The sequence below is a fragment of the Luteimonas sp. A277 genome (assembly GCF_054052045.1).
This window is the reverse complement of sequence record NZ_JBSVRG010000001.1, coordinates 156,879-178,532: the sequence shown is the minus strand read 5'-3', so window position 1 is coordinate 178,532 and position 21,654 is coordinate 156,879. Positions and strand designations below refer to the sequence as shown.

Annotated in this window: 21 protein-coding genes and 2 pseudogenes; 5 read left to right on the top strand and 18 right to left on the bottom strand. The window is 62.6% G+C overall.

Going from position 1 to position 21,654, the window contains the following annotated elements:
* Window positions 1–40: 40 nt before the first annotated feature.
* The gene (locus tag ACW7G2_RS00805) at window positions 41–490 is read left to right on the top strand and encodes a VOC family protein (RefSeq protein WP_456971735.1); all 450 of its coding nucleotides are present in this window, start codon (window positions 41–43) and stop codon (window positions 488–490) included.
* On the opposite strand, the gene ACW7G2_RS00800 is transcribed toward ACW7G2_RS00805, so the two are convergent.
* From ACW7G2_RS00800 to ACW7G2_RS00785, 4 genes are all read right to left on the bottom strand, one after another.
* On the bottom strand, window positions 400–1,209 hold the full coding sequence (locus ACW7G2_RS00800) for a hypothetical protein (RefSeq protein WP_456971733.1): 810 nt from the start codon (window positions 1,207–1,209) through the stop codon (window positions 400–402). The genes ACW7G2_RS00805 and ACW7G2_RS00800 overlap by 91 nt on opposite strands.
* 101 nt (window positions 1,210–1,310) lie before the next feature.
* On the bottom strand, window positions 1,311–1,679 hold the full coding sequence (locus ACW7G2_RS00795; RefSeq protein ID WP_456971731.1) for a YajD family HNH nuclease: 369 nt from the start codon (window positions 1,677–1,679) through the stop codon (window positions 1,311–1,313).
* A gap of 132 nt (window positions 1,680–1,811) precedes the next feature.
* Entirely contained in the window at window positions 1,812–3,563 is a 1,752-nt protein-coding gene (locus tag ACW7G2_RS00790; RefSeq protein ID WP_456971729.1) for a hypothetical protein, read from the bottom strand.
* A 125-nt stretch (window positions 3,564–3,688) separates the two neighbouring features.
* The gene (locus tag ACW7G2_RS00785) at window positions 3,689–4,279 is read right to left on the bottom strand and encodes an NADPH-dependent FMN reductase (protein ID WP_456971727.1); all 591 of its coding nucleotides are present in this window, start codon (window positions 4,277–4,279) and stop codon (window positions 3,689–3,691) included.
* Window positions 4,280–4,428: 149 nt separating this feature from the next.
* Between ACW7G2_RS00785 and ACW7G2_RS00780 the strand changes: the two are divergent.
* Window positions 4,429–4,608: pseudogene (locus ACW7G2_RS00780) on the top strand (Fic family protein); the annotation flags it as partial.
* A 137-nt stretch (window positions 4,609–4,745) separates the two neighbouring features.
* Here ACW7G2_RS00780 and ACW7G2_RS00775 read toward each other — a convergent pair.
* From ACW7G2_RS00775 to ACW7G2_RS00745, 7 genes are all read right to left on the bottom strand, one after another.
* The gene (locus tag ACW7G2_RS00775; RefSeq protein ID WP_456971725.1) at window positions 4,746–5,240 is read right to left on the bottom strand and encodes a BON domain-containing protein; all 495 of its coding nucleotides are present in this window, start codon (window positions 5,238–5,240) and stop codon (window positions 4,746–4,748) included.
* 315 nt (window positions 5,241–5,555) lie between these two features.
* The gene (locus ACW7G2_RS00770; RefSeq protein WP_456971723.1) at window positions 5,556–6,431 is read right to left on the bottom strand and encodes an ABC transporter substrate-binding protein; all 876 of its coding nucleotides are present in this window, start codon (window positions 6,429–6,431) and stop codon (window positions 5,556–5,558) included.
* A gap of 149 nt (window positions 6,432–6,580) precedes the next feature.
* On the bottom strand, window positions 6,581–6,937 hold the full coding sequence (locus ACW7G2_RS00765) for a hypothetical protein (RefSeq protein WP_456971721.1): 357 nt from the start codon (window positions 6,935–6,937) through the stop codon (window positions 6,581–6,583).
* A gap of 3 nt (window positions 6,938–6,940) precedes the next feature.
* Complete coding sequence (locus ACW7G2_RS00760; protein ID WP_456971719.1) at window positions 6,941–7,276, bottom strand: type II toxin-antitoxin system prevent-host-death family antitoxin; 336 nt, start codon at window positions 7,274–7,276, stop codon at window positions 6,941–6,943.
* 65 nt (window positions 7,277–7,341) lie between these two features.
* Complete coding sequence (locus ACW7G2_RS00755) at window positions 7,342–7,569, bottom strand: hypothetical protein (protein ID WP_456971717.1); 228 nt, start codon at window positions 7,567–7,569, stop codon at window positions 7,342–7,344.
* Entirely contained in the window at window positions 7,563–8,102 is a 540-nt protein-coding gene (locus ACW7G2_RS00750; protein WP_456971715.1) for a hypothetical protein, read from the bottom strand. The genes ACW7G2_RS00755 and ACW7G2_RS00750 overlap by 7 nt, the downstream gene beginning before the upstream one ends.
* A 117-nt stretch (window positions 8,103–8,219) precedes the next feature.
* On the bottom strand, window positions 8,220–8,588 hold the full coding sequence (locus tag ACW7G2_RS00745) for a hypothetical protein (RefSeq protein ID WP_456971713.1): 369 nt from the start codon (window positions 8,586–8,588) through the stop codon (window positions 8,220–8,222).
* A gap of 115 nt (window positions 8,589–8,703) precedes the next feature.
* Here ACW7G2_RS00745 and ACW7G2_RS00740 point away from each other — a divergent pair, with 115 nt between their 5' ends.
* The gene (locus ACW7G2_RS00740) at window positions 8,704–9,555 is read left to right on the top strand and encodes a DUF3883 domain-containing protein (RefSeq protein WP_456971711.1); all 852 of its coding nucleotides are present in this window, start codon (window positions 8,704–8,706) and stop codon (window positions 9,553–9,555) included.
* A gap of 193 nt (window positions 9,556–9,748) precedes the next feature.
* Window positions 9,749–10,684 (top strand): DNA cytosine methyltransferase, encoded by a 936-nt coding sequence (locus ACW7G2_RS00735; protein WP_456971708.1) that lies wholly within the window; start codon window positions 9,749–9,751, stop codon window positions 10,682–10,684.
* Window positions 10,685–10,687: 3 nt separating this feature from the next.
* Here ACW7G2_RS00735 and ACW7G2_RS00730 read toward each other — a convergent pair whose 3' ends face one another.
* The 7 genes and pseudogenes from ACW7G2_RS00730 to ACW7G2_RS00700 form a co-directional block, all read right to left on the bottom strand.
* Complete coding sequence (locus ACW7G2_RS00730) at window positions 10,688–11,641, bottom strand: hypothetical protein (RefSeq protein WP_456971706.1); 954 nt, start codon at window positions 11,639–11,641, stop codon at window positions 10,688–10,690.
* A 2-nt stretch (window positions 11,642–11,643) separates the two neighbouring features.
* Window positions 11,644–12,852 (bottom strand): hypothetical protein, encoded by a 1,209-nt coding sequence (locus ACW7G2_RS00725; RefSeq protein ID WP_456971704.1) that lies wholly within the window; start codon window positions 12,850–12,852, stop codon window positions 11,644–11,646.
* Between the two features lie 63 nt (window positions 12,853–12,915).
* Window positions 12,916–13,337: pseudogene (locus ACW7G2_RS00720) on the bottom strand (methylmalonyl-CoA mutase family protein); the annotation flags it as partial.
* Between the two features lie 7 nt (window positions 13,338–13,344).
* A complete protein-coding gene (locus ACW7G2_RS00715) occupies window positions 13,345–14,367 on the bottom strand; it encodes a sensor histidine kinase (protein ID WP_456971703.1) in 1,023 nt (340 codons plus the stop codon).
* Window positions 14,364–15,845 carry an RAD55 family ATPase gene (locus tag ACW7G2_RS00710; RefSeq protein WP_456971701.1) on the bottom strand — a complete coding sequence of 494 codons (1,482 nt, stop codon included), beginning with the start codon at window positions 15,843–15,845 and terminating at the stop codon, window positions 14,364–14,366. Before ACW7G2_RS00710 ends, ACW7G2_RS00715 begins: the two co-directional genes overlap by 4 nt.
* On the bottom strand, window positions 15,842–16,252 hold the full coding sequence (locus ACW7G2_RS00705) for a hypothetical protein (RefSeq protein WP_456971699.1): 411 nt from the start codon (window positions 16,250–16,252) through the stop codon (window positions 15,842–15,844). Before ACW7G2_RS00705 ends, ACW7G2_RS00710 begins: the two co-directional genes overlap by 4 nt.
* Before the next feature lie 120 nt (window positions 16,253–16,372).
* Entirely contained in the window at window positions 16,373–19,987 is a 3,615-nt protein-coding gene (locus ACW7G2_RS00700; protein ID WP_456971697.1) for a methylmalonyl-CoA mutase family protein, read from the bottom strand.
* Window positions 19,988–20,368: 381 nt separating this feature from the next.
* Here ACW7G2_RS00700 and ACW7G2_RS00695 point away from each other — a divergent pair, with 381 nt between their 5' ends.
* Window positions 20,369–21,604, top strand: coding sequence for a PQQ-dependent sugar dehydrogenase (locus ACW7G2_RS00695; RefSeq protein ID WP_456971695.1), 1,236 nt, complete (start codon window positions 20,369–20,371; stop codon window positions 21,602–21,604).
* The last annotated feature ends 50 nt before the right edge of the window (window positions 21,605–21,654 follow it).

Below are 21,654 nucleotides of genomic sequence, written 5' to 3'. Positions count from 1 at the left end.
AGACCTTGTCTCCCGTCAACGCAACCACGAGGGCTACGTCATGAAGATCGTCACCAGCCTGAGCTTCCAAGGCCAATGCCGGGAAGCGTTCGAGTTCTACGCCCGTGTCCTGGGCGGAAAGATCACCGCCGCGTTCCCCTACGGCGAAGGCCCGTCGGACATGGAAGTGCCGGAGAAAATGAAGGACTGGATGATGCACTGCTGGCTGGAAGTCGGCGACCAGGCGCTGATGGGCGCCGACATGGACCTGGAATGGGCCCCCAACATCGAAAAACCCAAGAACGGCTTCGACGTCACCCTGCATACCGATGACATCGATCAAGCACGGCGCTGGTACCAGCAGCTCGCCGAAGGGGGCCGCGAGGCGATGCCCTTCGCCGAGACCTTCTGGTCGCCCGGCTATGGCGCCCTGGTGGACCGGTTCGGGGTGCCGTGGATGGTGAATACCATTCCGCAAGAGGGATGGCAGCCGGAGGAGATCATCGAGTAGATCCTCTCCAGCGCGCTTGCCAGGGCGTACGGGTCGAACACCTGTTCCACGCTGCTTTCCCTCTCCCCAGGCGACATCGCCGCGAACTGCTCCACTTCCGCCAGGGTCGGCTCAACCAGCGCGAAGGTGACCCGGAAACGGTAAGGAGGCTGCAGTCCAAGCGCGGCAGCCGCCGCGGCCATGTCAGGCTCGGGGATCCGGACCTGGAGCCGCTGGTCTACAGCCCGCCTACCGTACTCATTGCGCCAAAGGACCTGGCCGGGCGCGCCGGCCTTATCCAGCATCAGCACCGTCAGCTCATACCTGTGCGCATAGGAGCCGGATGTTCTCACGTGCACGTCAAAATCCCTGCCGTTCCCGTTGCGGAACCACCGCACGTCGGCCAACCGCTTGACGTCGGCAATGACTACCTCCGGATCGCCCGCCATCACCTCGCGCACGCGCTGTTCGCAGTTCTCGCGCGTGATCGCGGAGCCATCGAAGAACAGCGACTTGCGCTCCCTGACCTCCTCGCAGAGTGATTCATCCCTGTACTCGCGTGCCAGGGAGTACAGGCAGGTGGAACGCTTGTACGTCGTCTTCATCCCGGGCGGATTGAACAGCATCCCCGTCGAATATTCAGCCGGATCAATGCGCCGACAGCGCTCCACCTCGCTCGCCTTCACATCACATGCGTTGCAGCTGAACCCGGCCGCATCACCGGCGCCGGCCGCCAGCATCAACAAGAAAAGCATCGGTCGCACGGTCATCCCACGCTGGTCCGTCATCCACTGCCTCCTGGAACGCCCCCGGATTGAAGTCGCCGGCGAACCCGGGCGCATCAAGGGTCCCGTTTGAGCAGCGACGCCAGGCCGGCAAACGGCGTGGATGTTGACGCGGCAGGCGCGTCCTCTGCGTTGCCGGCGCCCACGCCGGTGTGATCAATCTGGCGCGAGTGCTCGTTGTCGTGGCAGTACACGCACAGCAGCTCCCAGTTGCTGCCGTCGGCCGGGTTGTCGTCGTGGTTGTGGTTGCGGTGGTGGACCGTCAGCTCGCGCAGATTGGCCCGGGTGAACTCCCGCGCGCAGCGGCCGCAGATCCACGGGTACATCTTCAGAGCGCGCTCGCGGTAACCCTTGGCGCGCTCGTCGGCGCTGCGCCGGGCTTCGGCGACGATGCGGTCGAGCTTGGCGTGATTGGGGGTGGTCATGGCGCAAGTCCAACTCCAGCAGCAGACAGCATATGCCTTGAAGCAGTCACCGCCCAATGCCCGTACGCACCCCGATTACGTAAGGCTAACGGCCAGACCAACTACGGTCGTCCGGCGAGCCCGCTTGGTATCTCAATTGGTCGTCGGAGCGCCCTGGACGAAGTCATAGCCGTTCTGCCAGGCGTCCTTGATGGAGACATCTCCGTTCGGGCCCTGGTACGTCCCGTTGGGCTCGGTCCGGTTCGGCAGCACGTTATCGCTCATGTGTTCGTAGAGTTCCTCGCCCAGCTCCGACAGGTCCACGCCGTGATCCTTCATCTCCTGGATCGCCTCCGCGATGTGCCCGTTCCTGATCATCTCCTTGATGTCGTTCTTCACCGTGGCCGAGGCACCGGAAATATCCAGCGCCTTTGACAGGACGGCCCCGATCGGGCCGGCCTTCGACAGGCCCTTGCCGACGCCGAAGTCAATCAGCTTGAACAGCGGGTCCATGATCTCGGCAGCCTTGTCCGCATCGTCCTTGACGCGGGTCAGGCCCGAATCAAGCGCCTCGAAGAACACACCGGTCATCTGGCCGAAGGCAGCTGCCATGGCACCCCGGTTGCGGCCGTACTTGTCCTCGAATGCGGCATCATCCAGGTTCGCCAGGTCGTCGCCGATCTCCATGAACCGGCCGTCGATATGACGCAACAGGCCCTCGGCGCTGTCGGGCAGCGGCGGCGTGAACAGCGTCATCTCCAGCACCTTGGAGTACTCGTTACGGGTGGTGCTGCCCAGGTCCTCGCCATGCGGGCCACCGTCGGCATTCAACGCCCTGTCCAGGAAGTCATCGTGCTCCTTGCTGGCCAGCACGGCGAGTTCTTCCTTGAACTGCACGTCATCGGTGAACTTGTCGAAGACATCCTGATTGGTCAGCGCGCTTGCGGTAGCGTCGAACAGGGCCTTCTGGAGCTGGGGCGGATAGTCGGGAACGGCCACCTGCGCGTGGTAGTAAACCGTCACGTCGTTCGCATTGGCGAGGATTTCTGACATCCCGCCAATGGTCACCAAGCTGTGGGTGTCACCGTCGCCGTAGTACTTCTGTATATCGAGAGCTTCGAACTGCCCCTTCATGGCCATTTCGACGAAGCTGTCGAGTTCCTGCTGGTCCATGTTGCCGAGGATCCGCGCCTGGTCATCCACCGGCATGCTCGCCAGCACGTGCGACGCGATCGCCACGGAGTTGTCGTTGCCCTCGGCCATCGCCGCGTTGAAGAACAGCTCCTGCACCTCCGGGGAGCTCTTGGCGAACAGATCGGACACCAGCGTCGGCCCGAACATGTTGCCGTCGCTGGTGTCGAGATCCAGGCTCTTGTACAGAGCGGTCATGTCCGCCTGGGTGAGATTGCCGTTCTTTTCCAGCGTCTCCAGTGCGGTGCGCAGATTGTCGACGGTGTTCTGGTAATAGCCGAGGGCATCGGCGTTGCCGCTCATGACCATGCCACCCTGGTCGTACGGATTCGCGGTTGCAGTGATCGAGAGCCGCATCAGGTCAGCCACCCGGTCTTCCCCGAGCGCACCGAAATACTCGGCCAACCACTCCGGGTCGTCCTTGTGGGCCTCGATCTGCTGGTTGAAGAACTGGGCCTGCGCTGCCTGGTCGCCGCCACCCCAGCGCTGCATGTGGATCATCGAAGCCGCGGCATCGCTACCCGAGGCCTCCGTGTCGCCTGCTGCGTAATTGCCAGCCTCGAAGACCGCATCGGACTTCTCGTCGAGCCGCGCGGCGGCGTCAAAGACGGGCCCACTGTTCTGCAGGTCGCTGGGCAGCGCCGGGGGCGCTTTCGCCGGCAGGTTCAGAGGGGACAGCAGGGAGGTGACACCGGTATGAAGGGTGATCGACATCGCGAAAGACCTCGTGGGCGGGCTGTCCCCACGGTATCCGCGGGCCGGGCGCCCCGAAAGCTGGGGCGAACCCTAAGGACCGCCGCCAGCGGACACATGTTCGGGGTGCCCGTTTCCCTCACAACTCAATACGGTGGCGCCCGACGCACCTTCTGCAAACGCGCGGCCTCGGCCCACCACGTCAGGTCATCCGCGAAGCGGGCAAAGCTGCGTTCGAGCGATTTGCCCGCCGCTTCCACAGGTTGGCCCTGGTCGTCCAAGGTCTTTGCAATCGGTCCGACTTCCACCGTGCTTGAGATCACCACCATGCCCATTTCCGACAGGGTGCCGTGCCAGGCGGCATTCGCGCGCGCACCGCCCAGGCGCCCGGCTGAATAGCTGACGATACCGGCGGGACGCCAGAACCACTCCTCCAGGAAGTGGTCGGTCAGGTTCTTCAGGCCCGGCTGCATGCCCCAGTTGTACTCGCCGGTGACGAACACGAAGCCATCGGCGCCGCGGATCTTGCCGGCCAGCGCTTCCATTGCCTCCGGTGCCTTGCCCTCCGGATATTCCTTGTACATGCGGTCCAGCATCGGCAGGTCGACCGCCCTGGCATCGATCAACTCGGCGTCGATGCCGCGCGCCTGAAGCGTGCGCACGCAATAGTTGGCCAGGCGAATGCCCATGCGGTCGGAACGATACGAGCCGTAGAACACCAGGATGCGTTGGGACATGAGCTTGCCTTCGAGGGGTGCGGTTTCTGCGCTGGATCATCACCAACCTGAGCTTCCAGGGCCAATGCCTGGAACCCGCAAGGTTGAACAGCGCAGGCTGTTGTTTAACTCTAGCCTCATAGAGTTAAACAAGTACGTTCGTTCCCGCACCCCCATCAAGGATTCATGCGTGCATGGAGGAGTTGGAAGCGTCAATGCTTCAATACACGCCGCGGGAGGATGAGCAGTGGACGCTCTCGCCGGTGGCGCAAATTGCCATCGCCCACGCCCAGTTCGGGACCATCCACCCCTTCGTGGACGGCAACGGCCGCGTCGGACGCCTGCTTATGCCAGTCATGTTGGCAGCAGAAGGCTATCCTGACAGAACCGAAGCAACGCAGGAATCGCGTATTTCATGCCGCGAAAATCCTCGCGCGGTTGGAGCGCGATTAGCCGGTTCCCTACTGAGGACTACCCAGCTCGTGTCTCAGCGGTCGGCGTTGCCGCCCGCTTCCACGATCAGGGCCGTTGTACGGACGTCGGTTACGCCCTCGATATCGCGCACGATCTGCGTTGCGCGATCGATCTGCATCTGCTCATCAACCTGTCCTGAAAGGGTGACGACGCCGTTAACAGTCTCGACCTCGATATCCAGGCCGGACACGTCGGAGTCGGCAAGCAGCGAGGACTTGACCTTGGTTGTGATCCAGGTGTCATCGACCGGCTGGTCGGAATCCGGGCCATCGCCCATGCGGTCAGCCGTGGTGCGATCCTCGACGGCTTCGCCAAAGGTCGTGTCCCGATCCGCGGGGGTCCCGGGCGCCGCGTCGCCGGTGGAGGGCATCGGCTGCGCGTCGCGCTCGGCGGGAGTCTCCATGCCTGTGCGGTCATCCACGTCGCGGTTGTCTGTGCAGCCCACAGAAAACGCCAGTGCAGACGTCAAGGCAATCGCGAGCGGCACGCGGGTCATCAGTGGCTTCATGTCTGGTGCTCCAACTGGGGGAGCAGGTAGTGTGAAACGGCCTCTGTACATGAGGCGTGACAGGCTCTGAGCCCGTTCAGCCATTGTTTTCCGAGCGCTTCAAGCCGGGGAGTAACCGCGTCCCGCCAGGCCTGCGCTCAGACCACTCGTCAGCGCTTTCCCTTCCCTTTTCCGCCGCGCTGGCCGGCACCCACGCAGTTGCTGACGCGCGGGAGAAGGCCGGCAGCTTCGCGGACACCTTTGGCGGCGGTGTTCGAGATCAGGCGGTGAGTTCGCCGCGCACTACGGTTGCGATGGTGCACGAGTTCGGCTTGGTCAGGAATACAGCGCCGCGTAGCCCTCGCGATCGACCTGGCTCAGGCCCATCCGGTCAAACTGCTCCCACATGCCCTGCCAGCGCGCAGCCTCGCGCCGCACCGGACCCACCAGGCGCGGGCAGGTGTCGGCGATGATCGCGTCCATCAGTTCCGTCGGCTGCGTGCCGCTGTAGCGGTACCAGAGCTCCGCGGCCTGCGCCGGATCATCGCGGCACAAGCTGGCGCCCTGCCCGACCAGCCCGACCACCGTCTCCACCACCTCCCCGTGCCGCGCCAGGAAGCCCGCGGAGGTGAACAGCTCCAGCGCCGAGAAGTTGTGCAGGCCCACCTCTCCGGTGGTGATGAAGTCCGCATCCAGCCCCGCCAGTTTCGCCTCCACGCCCTCGAAGTTGGCGAAGCACAGCCAGGCACCGTCGAAGCCGGCGCGCAGGTTGGCCAGGTGTTCGAAACCGGCCTCCTCGATCCGCACCTGGGCGGGATCGAACGCCGCGCCCCGGGCCGCGCACCAGCGCGACAGGATCTCCACCGCGATCGCATCGGTCACCCCGCCCGCGACCGGCGACGCCAGCCGCACCGCTTCGCCCCGCAGCAGGCGCTCGCCGGCTGCGCGCTGCAGCAGGATGCCGCCGTCCGTCTCGAAAAAGCAGCCCAGCGCCTTCAGGCCCGGGCGGTGCGCATCGATCATGTGCAGCGGCTCGTTGCAGGCAAAGGCCACCTTGCCCGCAACCGTCTCGGCCAAGCCGTCGTAATGGTCATCCGGAACCAGCAGCTCCAAGTCCAGACCCACATCGCGGTACCAGCCAAGCTCGATCCCCGCGATCAGCGGCAGGTGGTCGGGGTTGAGGAACCATTCAAGCGACAGCTGGAGTTTCATCGAGGGCATCAGTGCGGTTTGAAAGGGGGACGGATTGTCGCATGCAGCCCCAGTTGCGCGGGTGGAGAAGCAGCGGGGCTACTGAGCCCCCGCTGTCTGCAACAGCCTTGGGCAGCCCAGACTCCCCTGCCTGCGCTGCCTGCTTGATCTCACGCTTCGCTGAAGTTGAACCCGTATTGACGGTGATGGCGCAGCGTCAGCAGATGGATGCAGTCCCGATGGATGGCATACAACGCCAGATAATCGTCGAAGATGTACTCGCGCAGCTCGATGTCATCGCCCAACAGCTCGCGTACCGTTGACCATGCGGCGATCACTTCGGGCGCTTCAGGATGACGTGCGATGAACTCGCGCCCGATGCGCGGCGACTGCACCAATAAATCTGGCAAGACGTCATAGGCCTGGCCCAGCAGCTCCTGCGCTGCGGCGTCCGCGCCAACGCTGAGCAGGTACTCCACCGCCTCGTCCAGCCTTCTCTCGTACGCCGCAGCCAGGACGACTCGCATGCGTCAAGCGTCCGTCTTGCGTGCGGCTTTGGCCGCGTCCAGCCGCGTCTGCGAGCGCGCCCTGGCCTCTTCCATCGGGATGCCCGGGTTGCCCTTGCGGATACCCTGCAAGCCGGCGGCCACATCGTTCAGCAGGCCCAACTGGGCGTTGGCTCGCGCCAGCTTTTCGCGCTCCAACCGGTGGTAGTAGTCCAGCTTTCTGGCATCCACCAGCGCCACGTAGCTCTCGCCATTGCGGGTGATGATCTTTTCGTGGCCGGCCCGGACCTCCTCGGCCAGCCGGGTCAGGTCGGCCCGGGCCTTGTTGAAGGGTACGATGTCCTGCGAGGTGATTGCCATGGATAGCTCCGGTTAAACATGCACGAATACATTATTCTATCCCCTTATGCTTTGCCATCCAGACCTCACATCTCCGGAGTTGTCGCTTCCAGAATCCGCCGTGTCTGCTCGCGACGAGCCTCCCGGCCCTCATCGCGGTTCCGCATCGACTGCTGCGCTGCCCGGTGTTGCCGGCGAACATCATCTGGAATGACATCCATCTGACGCTGCCTCCGCATAAAGGCATGCTCGCCCGGTTGAAGCTGGCAGTTACGGCTGAGCGTCTGCATTTCGGCGCCCGAGTTCTTCAGCATCGAATCTGTCCTGCATCCAAGGCTGGCTGGCTGCCGCGGTAACGCTGCAGCCGGATTGGCACGCCGTCCAACCTTCGGCCAAGGGAACGTTCCGTTTGAGAGCAAATCTGGGCCGCCGCCTGACCTATGCTCGCCCGCCCAAGATCTACTACCACCACTGGCCCGTTACGCCCATCGGTAACACCCATTACCCGGACCCCAGCGACCCGCTGGCGCGATGGGTTCTGGCGGCGCGATTGGGATTGCTCCGAGGCGGCTTGTTCACGCCTGGCGATTTCTGATGCCACTTCTTCATACGCCGCCTCCATCTCGGTGACTAGCTGTTCAACGGGAACATCAAGTTCACGCGACACCAGATGGGATTGAACCTGGTACGAGTACCACGGGTAGATCAGGGCCACTGCGATGAAGACTACAAGACCGGTTACAAACCGCGTTTGCGCTGGGTCAACTTCACCCAAGGGGCTGCGGCGATGGCGGTCCCGGCGAAACCGGACGTTGCCCCAATCCCGACGGCCTTCATTTTCATCCATGTGCAGCCCCTATCTGCTCGAACATGAGCAAACCAACGATATCCGTGTGGCACTGGACCGATTCTAGCCAACATAAGTCGGCCGGACGGAGCGTCATACGGACGTCCGGCAAGCCTGCTACAGATCGCAGTTGGGCGACAACCGCACATCCCACCGCTGTGCTGCCCCCTGCATCCGAGCCAACATGGTGTCCAAGCTGCCCCACACCGGCAGGTCGCTGTCAGCGTCCTTCGGCTGCCTCAAGCAGACAAACTCATGGAACGCATGGTCCAGATCGGAAGGACCGTCTTCCACCGCCTCCCAATGCTCCATGCAAAGCGACGGCACACCGACCTGCTCGGCGACGAACTGACCATCGACCTCAAGGCAAAGCCGGACCTTGGCGTCCGCCTGCTCGTCCCAGCCCGTCAACCTCAGCTGGCCAAAGGTCTTGAAGTTGCCGCCATCGCGGTACATGTATTCAAAGATGCTGGTGCCGCCGCTCATTGCGTTCCTCCTTGCAGTTCGGCAACCCACACTAAGAACCGTGGGTCGCATCGGCTGCGATTCCAGTCAGAGCCCCAACGCGCTAACCTGGACCCGTTCGGATCAGGGGGAGCACATGGCAACTGGAACGCACTGGAGTCGTGAGGAAGTTGAAGCCTGCGTGGCCGACCACCTCAGAATGTTGACGCTAGAGCTCAACGGCCAGCGGTACAGCAAGACCGCACATGCCAATGCCCTCATGCGCCTGCTGAGTGGACGCAGTCGGCAGTCGGTGGAGTTCAAGCACGCCAACATCAGCGCAGTGATGGTTGAACTCGGCTATCCGTACATTGATGGCTATAAGCCGCGGGCCAACTACCAAGCGATGCTGCTCGAGGTCGTTGAAGAGCAGCTCGCACAGAACCCTGATATCCACACGGCCGTTGAGGCGGCTGTAATACGTCCTGCTGCGAGTGTGGAAGTGGAAGACCACATGAGCATCTGGGTACCGAGACCGAAAGTGGCACGGCTTAGGCAGGACCCACCCGACTACAAGCCCAACTTCTCCCCCGCTAAACGCGACTACCTCGCGCAGGAAGCGCGTAACCGCTCTCTTGGTCAAGCCGGGGAGCTTTTCACTGTCGAAATCGAAGCCCGACGGCTCCATGATCTAGGCAAGAAGAGCCTTGCCAATCGCGTAGAACACGTGGCCCGTACCCAAGGCGACGGGCTGGGCTATGACGTTCTTTCGTTCGAGCCTGACGGCCGTGAGCGCCTGATAGAAGTTAAGACCACCACGTTCGGCCAGCTGACCCCGTTCTACGTCACCCGGAACGAGGTAGCGCGCTCTGAGGTGGATTCTGAGGCTTACCACTTGTACCGCGTGTTCGATTTCCGAAATCGTCCGCGAGTGTTCGCGGTCCCCGGCGCCATCCCGGCTTCCTGCGACCTCCAAGTGGCTTCCTACTTGGCGCGGGTGATCAGCTAGCTGGGCTAGCTTACCGATTCACTCTGGGCATGAGACCCCTAAGGCCTATGCTTTAGCGGGCTGGCCTGTGCAGACCGTCGACTCATTCAGACCTGTCAACTTCCTTCCGAGCAGGGAATAATTTAATATACCCACCTCACAAGGCTTGACATTTCCCACGCCTCGTGACCCCACTATTGAGAACGCACCAACTATGCGCACGGCTGTCTCCCTTTTTACTGGCTGTGGAGGATCTGACACGGGTCTCGTAGCCGCTGGATTCGAGGTGTTGATGGCTAATGACATTCTTGCTTATGCAGCTGATGTTTACAAAGCTAATCTACCCGAGACTGATTACAAGCTCTGCAGTATCGAAGATGTTAAAAGCTTTCCCGCGGCTGACCTACTGGTCGGATGCTATCCGTGCCAAGGGTACAGTCAGGGCGGCGCACGCGAATCAGGTCGCGACATCAATTATTTGTTTGAAGAGTTTGGTCGCGCGCTCAGAACCATCCGGCCTAAGGCGTTCATTGTCGAGAACGTTTCAGGGCTAATACGTAGCGACAACAAGTCCCTGTTTAATCATCAGCTGCGAAACTTTCGACAAGCACGATACCGCGTGGATTGGAAATTAATGAACGCCGCCGACTTTGGTGTCGCACAAGAGCGCAGGCGAATCATAATTGTAGGAATTCGAAGCGATCTTGGCGTCAGGTATCAGTTCCCTGATGCAACTCACGGCCCTGGCACGAACGAAAGCTATACCACGATTCGTAAAGCACTCGCCGGACTGCCCGAGTGGCCTGAAGGAGAGTTCAACACCGAACCCTTCCACTGGTACTACATGTCGAGGAACCGCCGGCGAGGATGGGACGAATTGTCGAAGACCATTGTGAGCCGTTCACGACACATGCCACTGCATCCATGCAGTCCGGAGCTACGGCGCCTCGGACCCGACAAGTTTGAATTTTCATCTGACTTACCCGCCCGACGGTTCAGCTACCGGGAAGCGGCACTATTACAGGGCTTTGCCGCGGACATGAAGTTCCCTGAAACTTTCGGCATGCATTCTCGATACAAAGTCATCGGAAATGCCGTGCCCCCACCTCTTTTCGAAGCCGTCGCAAAAGCTTTGCCTGAAATTTGGTGATCATTAAACACTATTTGGAATCAAGCCGACAATTTTTAGCAGACTATCCTTCAGTTCATCCAGATCGCCATCTTTAACCAGCTTCTCAGCAACTAGAGACAACCTAATCCTATCGAAAACAAGCAACCCCCCTCTCCGGGAAGTTTCCCTGAGCGTCTCGTTCCCTAAAACAAATGGGGTAGTAAAAGCTTTGACAGGTGGAACAAGCCAAGCCGGATTGAACCATTTACGTATTTGATCAAGATTAGGCTCGTTGAGCTTGGTATCCCAGTCATTCCCGCACGCACATTGCCCAATAACGTAGAGATGTCCAGGTCTTGAGTCCAGCATGTTGGCCGTAACTATGAAGTCCACAGTCTCATCTTTGGTCACCGTGTAAGGAGGGTCTTCATCCAAGCCAGGCTCTGGACCCCACACCCACTCATGAGACCCCAGCTGCATGGAAGCAAGGGCCTCTTTAAATCTCGACTTTGGTGTCCGGGGCCAGCCCACGTGAATATTTTTAGCGAAACTTCCGAAATACGCAGCTACCAGATGACTTACGGATCTCTCGAAAGTTCTCGGCAGTGCCGTGTAAGGCTTTTTTACTATGGTGGGAGCCATTGTTATGGTAAGACAGAACTCATAGAAATAGCTTGCACTTTCTTCATAGACAATCTGATTGCCGACCACCCTAAACGGGTAAAAATCCCCCATAATTTCTTTTCTGCGCTGTATCTCTTCCGCTGCACCGCCAACAAGCTCTTCCTGCACTAAGTCGCGTTGATGCCACGCCGCCCTATCACCATAGGAGCTCGCCACAATCTCAGCATGGTCGTCTAGCTCCCCTGAGACAATTTCATCGAAGGCGGCATCATCAAAAACAGAAGATACCCCGCGAATAGCTGAGTATTCAATCTGATCGGCATCAGCTGAAATTGATGGCTCACGCGTGCGCAAAGCATAAGGCGTAGCCACAATTAATCACCGGCCTCCAAACCAGGCAAATCTAAATTTATTGATGAAGCCACTGATGCGACTTGAAGCTTCTTAAGAAGTGAGATGCTCAAGCTCGCCGTCTTCTCAGCAGGGGAGATCATGCTAGCGGCAACTTCGCGTGCGACCTCAACCTCATCCATTCTAGCCACTAGATCTCTAAGCACCTCTCGGACATTCGCAATCCCTAAGCGTAGCCTCTCATCAATATCCTGTGTAGCTGACCGAATCTCATCTACATTCTTCCCTTGTTCAACCAAGGTAAGAGTTTCTGGATTAACTAACATCGAAGCCAGAGTGCCAAGTTGGCGCGAATCATTTACAGCCGAGTTTCGGCCGATTTTTTTGTCGCCAAACATCGCTCTCATTAACACCCCACCCCTTTTAAGGTTAGAGTGTTCCAATGGGTTCGGCCTCGCGGTTCCGGATGCGATCTCAAGATAACGTTGGGTTGCCGCGTAACCAAGTATCGTATAAACCCATGAGAATGGATAATCGGTGACGCTCCCGCGCCCGCTCCGTAGGCTGTCACTTGGTCGGAACTCCCCCTCTTCCACTAGTTGATTTACAAGATAAAAACCTTGCAGGAGTCTTTCAATAGTCCGGTGCTGGTCTCCGATCATAACCGCAATATCGCGCACGGGAAGACCATGTTGGTCGACAACGTCAGCGACCCATGCCGCCTTCGCAAAAGAATCCCAGCTTTTTGAAGACGAGATGTGACGGACACCCAGATATGAAAGCAGTTCACGCTTAGAACCTTCACCGCTGAACACAATTACTGGAACAGGATCTAAAGCGGGGCGCCCTCGCAAACCCCATGCTTTAATGAAAGAGCTTGCTTTTTCCTTTTGTCGGTACGCGCGATCATCTCCGCTGAGCATCAAACAGGCTGCCAAGCGCCGATTTCCTTCGGCAACGACCAAGCCTTCTTTAGTGTCCCGAACCACTAACGGCTCAGCTTCAAAGTACCCATTCACAGACAGCGAACTCAACAAATCGTCGACACCAAAGGTGTTTACGATGTGATCCAAAACGTCGGCCTGATCCCGCACTTCGTTAGACAAGCCGCCGAATCTAGGATTATCAACGTCTAACAAGAGGTCGCGCAGTTGTGCATTAATTTTTTTGGGGCCGATTTTTCTTGTTTCGCTATTCGAACTCGGCGTAGACTTCTCTGCACTCTTAGCCACAAGACCTCCGATCTAATGCTTCAAAAATAATTGGTCCGCCCAACCCTCAAGTTAACTTGTTTCTCACATATTCCGCCGACACTCCCCACCCACGTCATACAGCGCATGGCTGACCTGCCCCAGTGAGTAGGTCTTGACCGCCTCCACCAGCGCCTCGAACACGTTGCGCCTCTCCCGCGCAATCTTCTGAAGATACCCCAATCCATGCCCGTTGCCACGCTCGGTGGCTGCGGCTGCATCGTCTTCCACCACGTGTTGGTGGTCGTCTCCCCTTCCGACACCAGCGGATTTCGGTTCGCCTGCCACAGCCCGACGCTCTTGATCTACTGCCCCTTCTCCCCTTCCGTTGAGCGGATCAGCTCAATCTCGGTAGCCCCTTCGCTTTCGCCGCCCTTGCCCAGGAAGGTGTTCACGCCCACCAGCGGCAGGCTGCCGTCGTGCTTCTTGTGCTCGTAGTACAGGCTCTCTTCTTGAATTTTGCCGCGCCCGCCGTCAGCCCCCCACGGGAAGCGTGACCTCAAACGAGCTCCCCAGCCCCTCACCATCGCTGCTAGCCACCACCGTCCCGCCATGCGCCTCGACCAGCTCGCGCACGATGGCCAGGCCGATGCCGAGGCCGCCGGGGCGCTGCACGGCGGCGGCGGCGTCCTGGTAGAACATGTCGAAGATATGAAGCAGTGTGTCGGCCGTCATGCCGATGCCGGTGTCGTGGATGCGGACCGTGAGTTCGCCGGGGGTCTGGGCCGCGGCCAGGTGGATGCGGCCGCCCTCCGGGGTGTACTTGGAGGCGTTGTGGAGCAGGTTGGTGAATACCTGCACCAGGCGGGTGTGGTCGGCGTGCAGGGGCATGGCATCGTCCGGCGGCAGTTCGACCACCAGCTGCTGCAGCCGGGATTCGATCGCCGGGCGGCAGGCGTCCACGGCGGTCTCCAACACCAGTGCAAGCCCGGTGTCCGCGCGCTCCAGGCTGAGCTTGCCACTGGCCATCCGCGATCCGTCCAGTAGATCGTCAACCAGGCGGGCGATGTGGACGACCTCTTCTTCGATGATGTCGCGCAGCTTGGTGAACCGGCTCAGGTCCCCGCGTGCCTCGCCCAACATTTCGGCCGCCAGCCTGATGGGCGAGAGTGGATTGCGCAGCTCGTGCGCGGCCGTCGCCATCGAGGTGAGCGCCTGCGCATGCGCCTGCTGTGCCTGCGCTTCCTGGGCCTGTGCATGCAGGGCGGATGTCACCAGCTGACTGTTGGCTTGCTGCAGGTCATCGCTGCGCGCCCGGGAGGCGTCCTGGCGGGTACGCCGGATGGCTGCGGCGTTCTCGGCGACGGCCTGGGCCCGCATTGCCGCCTGGACCAGTTTTTCATTGGCTTGGAGCACGTCGCTCTCGCTGCGCAGTGGCGTGCGGCCGCGCAGGGCGGCGAGTTCGGCCTGCAGTCCCGCAACCTCCGCGCGCAGCTTCACGGCGTCGGCCTCCAGCGCGGCCAGCGCCTGCTTCTTCGAGGCCGCGGGCACGTTCATACCTGCGCCGCGCCCGGTGACCCGGTCCCGGCCACGCGCGTGGGGCGGCCGCCGAGCAGGCCTTCGTGACTGGCCAGGCGCTCACCCAGCTGCAGACCCTGGGCATCGATGTCGAACAGTCGCAGGTCGTGCGAGTGCGCGCTGCCGCGGACCTTGACCACGGCGAGCACGCGCGCCAGCCGGCTCTCCACTTCGATGTAGCGCTGCACGATGATCGCATCGGTGAGGAAGGCGGTGCCGTAGGGGCTGAAGCTTAGTTCGTTGTAGCGATCCTCGAGCTCGGAGGTCATCAGTACCGTGGCGCCGGTGTCCGCAAGCGCGGACACCAGCCGCGACAGCGACTCGCGGAAGTCGTCGCGGAAGGCTGGCGCAATCGCAAGTTCGAAGCCCGACAGCGAATCGATCACCACGCGCGTCGCCTTCAACCGCTGCACTTCCTCGATCAGCAGCGTGGCGATCTCGTCGACCGACAGCGTCGTCGCGCGCGAATCGATGACCCCGACCCGCCCCTCCTCGATCAGGCCCGAGATGACCGCCCCCCGCGATTGCCGGGAACGCTGCTCGAAGGCCGCGATCACGCCGGTCTCTCCCTGGCGCGCGCCCTCGGCCAGGAATGCCGCGGCGAGGATGCTCTTGCCCGAGCCCGAGGGCCCGGCGACCAGCAGCGAATACCCGCGCGGCAGGCCGCCGCCCAGCATGTCGTCCAGGCCGGGCACGCCCACGCTGCGACGGTCCTGCAGCGGCGGGATCGTTCCGGTGACCAGCTCCGGCGCGACCAGCGGTGGGGGGAACACCTGCAGCCCGGCCTGGGTCATGCGGAACGTATGCAGTCCGGGTACGGTCGGCTGCCCGCGCATCTTCACGATCTCGAGCTTGCGCACCACGGAGTTGCGCTGCGCGCTCTGGCGCAGCCAGATCAGGCCGTCGGCTATGGTGAAGATCGGGTTGGGGTCGTTGTCGCTGAAATACTCCCCGAGCAGGAATGTAGTCGCCTCCCAGCTGGTCAGCAGGATCCCCAGCCGCTGGATGAATTCCTGCAGGGTCAAGAATGAGTCACCGTTGCCCTGCCCGGCCAGGATCACCGAGCGGAACGAATCCACGAACACGAAGCCGGGCGCGTGGGTGCGCACCTCCTGGACGATGCGCGCGAGCACCTTGTCCAGGTCGCCATTGGCGGCGTCGTCGGCGAGGTTGACGAAGCGGATCGATGAATTGATCCGTTCCGGATCGAAGAAGTCGAACTGCTGCTGGTAGCGCAGCATCTTCAGCGCGGGCTCACCGAGCACTGTGAAGTACAGCGCCGGCCGCTCCGGCGTGGCCATCGCGAACATCATCTGGTGCGCGAGCGTGGTCTTGCCCGTGCCCGGCGAGCCGGCGATGAGGTTGAAGGAGAACTCCGGAATGCCGCCCCCAAGGATGACATCGAGGCCTTTGACGCCGGTGGACAAGCGTCGGATGGTGGCGGGATGGCGGGTCATGGAGCGGTGTCCTGTCGGGTGAGGCCGGCGGACGGGACGTCCCAGACTGGCTGCAGCAATCGCTTGGTGAGCGATGCGCCAATCAAAGTGACCAGCAGGCGGTCGAAAGTTTTGAAGAGGGTGGTGATCGCGGCGATCGCATCGTCCGGCGATTGTCCGCCGACGGCGCGCGCCAGCAGGGGAAAAGCCCGGGGGCCGCTGTCCGCGTCCACGCTCCGCGCCTGTTCCAGCCACCGATGCTGCGCCGCTGCCACGTGCAGCGCGCGGTCGTACAGCGCGGACATGCCGCCCTGCCCGATGATGGGAACGAGCGCGCGCGTTACTTCGGCCCAGAGCGCGACCGTCCGCTCGCCGATGGCGTCGATGCCATGCCCTTCGGCGACGATGCGGCTCAGCACGCTGTCCACCTGGTGCACTTGGACTGGCATTGGCCACCTGATGCCCGCGTATGCGGGTCGCTTGCATGCTACGGCATGCCCGACAGGGGCACAAAGCCGGCGAACCGGCCCCGTGCATGGATCCGGCGCTTACATGTTGCGGCGATACTCCCCGCCCACGTCATAAAGCGCATGGCTGATCTGCCCCAGGCTGTGCGTCTTCACCGCCTCCACCAGCGACTCGAACACGTTGCGGCGCTCACGGGCGGTTTTCTGCAGATACCCCAATCCGTGACCGTTGCCGCGTTCGGTGGCGGCGGCTGCGTCGTCTTCCACCACATGGTGATGGTCGGTCTCGCCTTCCGGCGCCAGCGGGTTGCGGTTCTGCTGCCACAGGCCCACGTTCTCGATCTGCTGGCCCTTCTCGCTTTCGGTCGAGCGGATCAGCTCGATCTCGGTGGCCACTTCGCTTTCGCCGTCCTTGCCCAGGAAGGTGTTCACGCCCACCAGCGGCAGGCTGCCGTCGTGCTTCTTGTGTTCGTAGTACAGGCTCTCTTCCTGGATCTTGCCGCGCTGGTACATGGTGTCCATGGCGCCAAGCACGCCGCCGCGCTCGCTGATGGCTTCGAACTCCTTGTAGACGGCCTCTTCCACCATGTCGGTCAGGTAATCGACGGCGAAGCTGCCCTGCCAGGGGTTCTCGATGAAGTTCAGCCCCAGCTCCTTGTTGATGATCATCTGGATCGCCACGGCGCGGCGTACGCTCTCTTCGGTGGGCGTGGTGATGGCCTCGTCGTAGGCGTTGGTGTGCAGGCTGTTGGCGTTGTCGAACAGGGCGTACAGGGCCTGCAGGGTGGTGCGGATGTCGTTGAACTGGATTTCCTGCGCGTGCAGTGACCGGCCGCTGGTCTGGATGTGGTACTTCATCATCTGGCTGCGCTCATTGGCGCCATAGCGCTCGCGCATGGCGCGGGCCCAGATGCGGCGGGCCACGCGACCGATGACGGTGTACTCCGGGTCCATGCCGTTGGAGAAGAAGAAGCTCAGGTTGGGCGCGAAGTCGTCGATCTTCATGCCGCGCGCCAGGTAGTACTCCACGATGGTGAAGCCGTTGGAGAGGGTGAAGGCGAGCTGGCTGATCGGGTTCGCCCCGGCCTCGGCGATGTGATAGCCGGAGATCGACACCGAGTAGAAGTTGCGGACCTTGTTGTCCACGAAGTACTGCTGGATGTCGCCCATCATGCGCAGGGCGAACTCGGTGCTGAAGATGCAGGTGTTCTGGGCCTGGTCTTCCTTGAGGATGTCGGCCTGCACGGTGCCGCGCACGGTGGCGAGGGTTTCCGCCTTGATGCGGGCGTAGGTCTCCGCGTCCACCAGCTGGTCACCAGTCATGCCGAGGAAGGCCAGGCCGAGGCCGTCGTTGCTGGGCGGCAGTTCGCCGTTGTATTGCGGACGCTCGCTGCCTTCGAAGAATTTGTCGATCTTCTGCTGCGCCTCGGTCCAGCGCGCGTCGTCGGCCTTCAGGTACTTCTCCACCTGCTGGTCGATGGCGGTGTTCATGAACATCGCCAGGATCATCGGCGCGGGGCCGTTGATGGTCATGCTGACGCTGGTGGTGGGCGAGCACAGGTCGAAGCCGGAGTACAGCTTCTTCATGTCGTCGAGCGTGGGCACGTTGACGCCGGAGTTGCCGATCTTGCCGTAGATGTCCGGGCGCGGGGCCGGGTCTTCGCCGTACAGGGTGACGGAGTCGAACGCGGTCGAAAGGCGCGCGGCGGGCTGGCCCACGGACAGGTAATGGAAGCGGCGGTTGGTGCGCTCGGGCGTGCCCTCGCCGGCGAACATGCGGATGGGGTCTTCACCGGTGCGGCGGTAGGGGTACACGCCGCCGGTGTAGGGGTAGTAGCCGGGCAGGTTTTCCTTGCCGAGGAAGGTCAGCAGCTCGCCCCAGCTTTTGTAGCTGGGCGCGGCGATCTTGGGGATCGGCTGGTGGCTGAGGGATTCGCGGTAGTTCTCGACCTTGATGACCTTGTTGCGGACCTGGTATTCGGTGGTGTCGTCGGTGATGGATTTGAGGCGGGTTGGCCAGTCGCGCAGGTTGCGGAGGTTGTCGGGGGTGAGGGATTGGACGGCGTCGTTGTAGCGTTGGCGCAGGGTCAGGAGCGAGCGGTCGGGGGGTCCCGCGGCTTCGCGCGCATGGCGCGCTCCTACAGGGGCGGTGGTATCCGCCGAGGCAGGAGCAAGGAGGTCGTCGGGGTCGTAGAGGGCCAGCTGCTTGGGGAGGTTGGGGTCTTCGAGTTCCTTGAGGGACTGCCAGAAGGATTGGGCGCGGTCGGCGGCTTCGGCCTGCTTTTCGATGGAGGCGTTGATCGCCCTGCCCTGCTCGGCGATCTCGGCCAGGTAGCGCACGCGGGCGCCGGGGATCAGCACGGTGGCGCGCGGCTCCTTCAGGCTGGTGTCGATATCGGGCTGGAAGTTGCAGCGGCCGGCGGCTTCGGCCACGGCGGCCTTTTCCGGCAGCTTCTCGCGCAGCAGGCGGCACAGGTTGGCGAACATCCAGCTGATGCCGGGGTCGTTGAACTGGCTGGCGATGGTGGGATACACCGGCACGTCCTCATCGGCCATCTGGAAGGCGACGCGGTTGCGCTTCCACTGTTTGCGCACGTCGCGCAGCGCATCTTCGGCGCCGCGCTTGTCGTACTTGTTCAGCGCAATGAGCTCGGCGAAATCCAGCATGTCGATCTTTTCCAGCTGGCTGGCCGCGCCGTAGTCGCTGGTCATCACGTACATGGGGAAGTCGACCAGATCGACGATTTCCGAGTCGCTCTGGCCGATGCCGGCGGTTTCCACGATCACCAGGTCGTAGCCCAGGCTCTTGAGGAAGGCGATGCAGTCCTGCAGCACGGCGTTGGTGGCCACGTGCTGGCGGCGGGTGGCCATGGAGCGCATGTACACGCGGTGGCTGCGCAGCGAGTTCATGCGGATGCGGTCGCCCAGCAGCGCGCCGCCGGTGCGGCGACGGGTGGGATCAACCGAGATCACCGCCATGCGCATCTGCGGGAAGTTGGCCAGGAAGCGGTTGAGCAGCTCGTCGGTGACGCTGGATTTGCCGGCGCCGCCGGTGCCGGTGATGCCGATCACCGGGGCGGTCTGTTCGGCAGCGGCCCACTGCTTGCGCAGCATGGCCAGCTCGGCTTCGGAGTGCAGGCCGTCTTCCAGCGCGCTCAGCACGCGGCCGATGGCGATCTCGTCTTCCATCGCCGGCTTGGTGCTGGCGGGGGCGCGGGATTCGTCGGCGCGGGCAGCGCGGGCGTTGGACACGCGCTGTACGACATCCTCGATCATTTCCACCAGGCCCAGTTTCATGCCGTCGTTGGGGTGGTAGATGCGCTCGACGCCGTAGTCTTCCAGCTCGCGGATCTCCTCCGGGGTGATGGTGCCGCCACCGCCGCCCACCACGCGGATATGGCCGGCATCGCGCTCGCGCAGCATGTCGACCATGTACTTCATGTATTCCACGTGCCCGCCCTGGTAGCTGGAGAGCGCAATCGCGTCGGCGTCTTCCTGCAGGGCCGCCCGCACCACGTCTTCCACCGAGCGGTTGTGGCCCAGGTGGATCACCTCCGCACCCTGCGCCTGGATCAGGCGGCGCATGATGTTGATGGCGGCGTCGTGGCCGTCGAACAGGCTGGCGGCGGTGACGAAGCGCAGCGGAGTGGCCTCGGGCCGGGCGTCCGGAAGGGTCTGGGAGGCGGGTACGCTCATGGTGCAGGTCCAGAAAAATCGGGAATCCCCGATTGTATCGCGCCCCTGACGCCCCGCTCCCGTAGGAGCGTGCCACGCGCGCGAAACCGCGTGAATCATGGCGACGCAGCGTTGCCTCGGCTTCGACCCCCTGTAGGAGCGCGCCATGCGCGCGAAACCGCGTGAATCATGGCTGTGCGGCGATGCTTCGGCTTCGACCCCCCCGTAGGAGCGCGCCATGCGCGCGAAACCGCGTGAATCATGGCTGTGCGGCGATGCTTCGGCCGCCGCGCCGGGTCCGAGGCCTCGCGGCGCGATCAACGTCACGCGGTTTCGCGCGCATGGCGCGCTCCTACACGGAGTTGGCGGTACAGTCTGGAGTCTCGCATTCGAGGATCGGCCATGAAGCATCTCCGCCACTTGTTGGCCGCCGGCATTGCCGCGGCCCTGCTTTCTGCTTGCGGTAACACCGGCAACGACGACGTCGTAACAGTTCCCACCGACGCGCCGCCCGCGGCTACCCAGCCGGCCGAGACTGCGGCCCCGGTTGCCGACCGCGAAGCCCCGGTACGGGCAACCGAAGAAGCATTCCAGATCGAGGAACTGGCCGATTTCGACGCCCCGTGGGCGATGACATTCCTGCCGGACGGCCGCCTGCTGGTGACCGAAATGGCCGGCACCCTGCACCTGTTCGACCCCGACAGCGCCTCGACCGGCGAAATCACCGGCGTGCCCGCGGTCCAGCATGTGGCCCAGGGCGGCCTGGGCGACGTGGCGCTGCACCCGGGCTACGCCGACAACGGGCTGATCTACATCAGCTTCGTGGAAGCTGGCGATGGCGGGTTGATGGGCGCGGCGGTGGCGCGCGCGCGGCTGGCGCTGGACGATGCCGGCGGCGGCACGCTTGAAGACCTGGAGGTGATCTGGCGCCAGGAGCCGAAGAAGAGCGGCGACGGCCACTTCGGCTACCGCATCGCGTTCGATGACGACGGCATGCTGTGGGTGAGCTCAAGCGAGCGCAAGGAATTCGACCCGGCGCAGGACATGTCCGCCAACCTGGGCAAGATCGTGCGCCTGAACGACGACGGCACCCCGGCCGATGGCAACCCGTTCGCCGACCAGGGCGGCGTGGCCGCGCAGGTGTGGACGCTGGGCCACCGCAACATCCTCGGGCTGGCCTTCGACGCCGATGGCCGCCTATGGGCGCACGAAATGGGCCCCAAGGGCGGCGATGAGCTCAACCTGATCGTGAAGGGCGAGAACTACGGCTACCCGGAGGTCTCCAACGGCGTCCATTACGACGACACCGACATTCCGAACCACGACACCCGACCGGAATTCCGGGCACCGGTGATCACCTGGACCCCGGTGATTTCGCCGGCTGGCTTCGTCATCTACGACGGGGGCATGTTCACCGACTGGCAGGGCAGCGGCTTCATTGGCGGCCTGTCATCGATGTCGCTGGTACGCGTGGAGTTCGACGGCGACAGCGCCCGCGAGGCCGAGCGCTTTGACATGCAGCGGCGGATCCGCGAGGTGGAACAGGGTCCGGACGGGGCGCTGTGGCTGCTGGAGGACGGCACCCGCGAAGGCGGCGGCAAGCTGCTGAAGCTGACGCCGACGCAACCGGAAGCCTGATTTTCCAAGCGGGATTCTCCTGGTAGGAGCGCGCCACGCGCGCGAAGCCG

What these genes read in the sequence shown, in the direction of transcription:
- ACW7G2_RS00745 (WP_456971713.1), bottom strand. Translation starts at nt 8,588, where the DNA reads ATGAGCGGCGGCACCAGCATCTTTGAATACATGTACCGCGATGGCGGC.
- ACW7G2_RS00760 (WP_456971719.1), bottom strand. Translation starts at nt 7,276, where the DNA reads ATGGCAATCACCTCGCAGGACATCGTACCCTTCAACAAGGCCCGGGCC.
- ACW7G2_RS00770 (WP_456971723.1), bottom strand. Translation starts at nt 6,431, where the DNA reads ATGAAACTCCAGCTGTCGCTTGAATGGTTCCTCAACCCCGACCACCTG.
- ACW7G2_RS00715 (WP_456971703.1), bottom strand. Translation starts at nt 14,367, where the DNA reads ATGAACGTGCCCGCGGCCTCGAAGAAGCAGGCGCTGGCCGCGCTGGAG.
- ACW7G2_RS00710 (WP_456971701.1), bottom strand. Translation starts at nt 15,845, where the DNA reads ATGACCCGCCATCCCGCCACCATCCGACGCTTGTCCACCGGCGTCAAA.
- ACW7G2_RS00775 (WP_456971725.1), bottom strand. Translation starts at nt 5,240, where the DNA reads ATGAAGCCACTGATGACCCGCGTGCCGCTCGCGATTGCCTTGACGTCT.
- ACW7G2_RS00740 (WP_456971711.1), top strand. Translation starts at nt 8,704, where the DNA reads ATGGCAACTGGAACGCACTGGAGTCGTGAGGAAGTTGAAGCCTGCGTG.
- ACW7G2_RS00790 (WP_456971729.1), bottom strand. Translation starts at nt 3,563, where the DNA reads ATGTCGATCACCCTTCATACCGGTGTCACCTCCCTGCTGTCCCCTCTG.
- ACW7G2_RS00785 (WP_456971727.1), bottom strand. Translation starts at nt 4,279, where the DNA reads ATGTCCCAACGCATCCTGGTGTTCTACGGCTCGTATCGTTCCGACCGC.
- ACW7G2_RS00805 (WP_456971735.1), top strand. Translation starts at nt 41, where the DNA reads ATGAAGATCGTCACCAGCCTGAGCTTCCAAGGCCAATGCCGGGAAGCG.
- ACW7G2_RS00695 (WP_456971695.1), top strand. Translation starts at nt 20,369, where the DNA reads ATGAAGCATCTCCGCCACTTGTTGGCCGCCGGCATTGCCGCGGCCCTG.
- ACW7G2_RS00755 (WP_456971717.1), bottom strand. Translation starts at nt 7,569, where the DNA reads ATGCTGAAGAACTCGGGCGCCGAAATGCAGACGCTCAGCCGTAACTGC.
- ACW7G2_RS00735 (WP_456971708.1), top strand. Translation starts at nt 9,749, where the DNA reads ATGCGCACGGCTGTCTCCCTTTTTACTGGCTGTGGAGGATCTGACACG.
- ACW7G2_RS00795 (WP_456971731.1), bottom strand. Translation starts at nt 1,679, where the DNA reads ATGACCACCCCCAATCACGCCAAGCTCGACCGCATCGTCGCCGAAGCC.
- ACW7G2_RS00700 (WP_456971697.1), bottom strand. Translation starts at nt 19,987, where the DNA reads ATGAGCGTACCCGCCTCCCAGACCCTTCCGGACGCCCGGCCCGAGGCC.
- ACW7G2_RS00800 (WP_456971733.1), bottom strand. Translation starts at nt 1,209, where the DNA reads ATGCTGGCGGCCGGCGCCGGTGATGCGGCCGGGTTCAGCTGCAACGCA.
- ACW7G2_RS00765 (WP_456971721.1), bottom strand. Translation starts at nt 6,937, where the DNA reads ATGCGAGTCGTCCTGGCTGCGGCGTACGAGAGAAGGCTGGACGAGGCG.
- ACW7G2_RS00750 (WP_456971715.1), bottom strand. Translation starts at nt 8,102, where the DNA reads ATGGATGAAAATGAAGGCCGTCGGGATTGGGGCAACGTCCGGTTTCGC.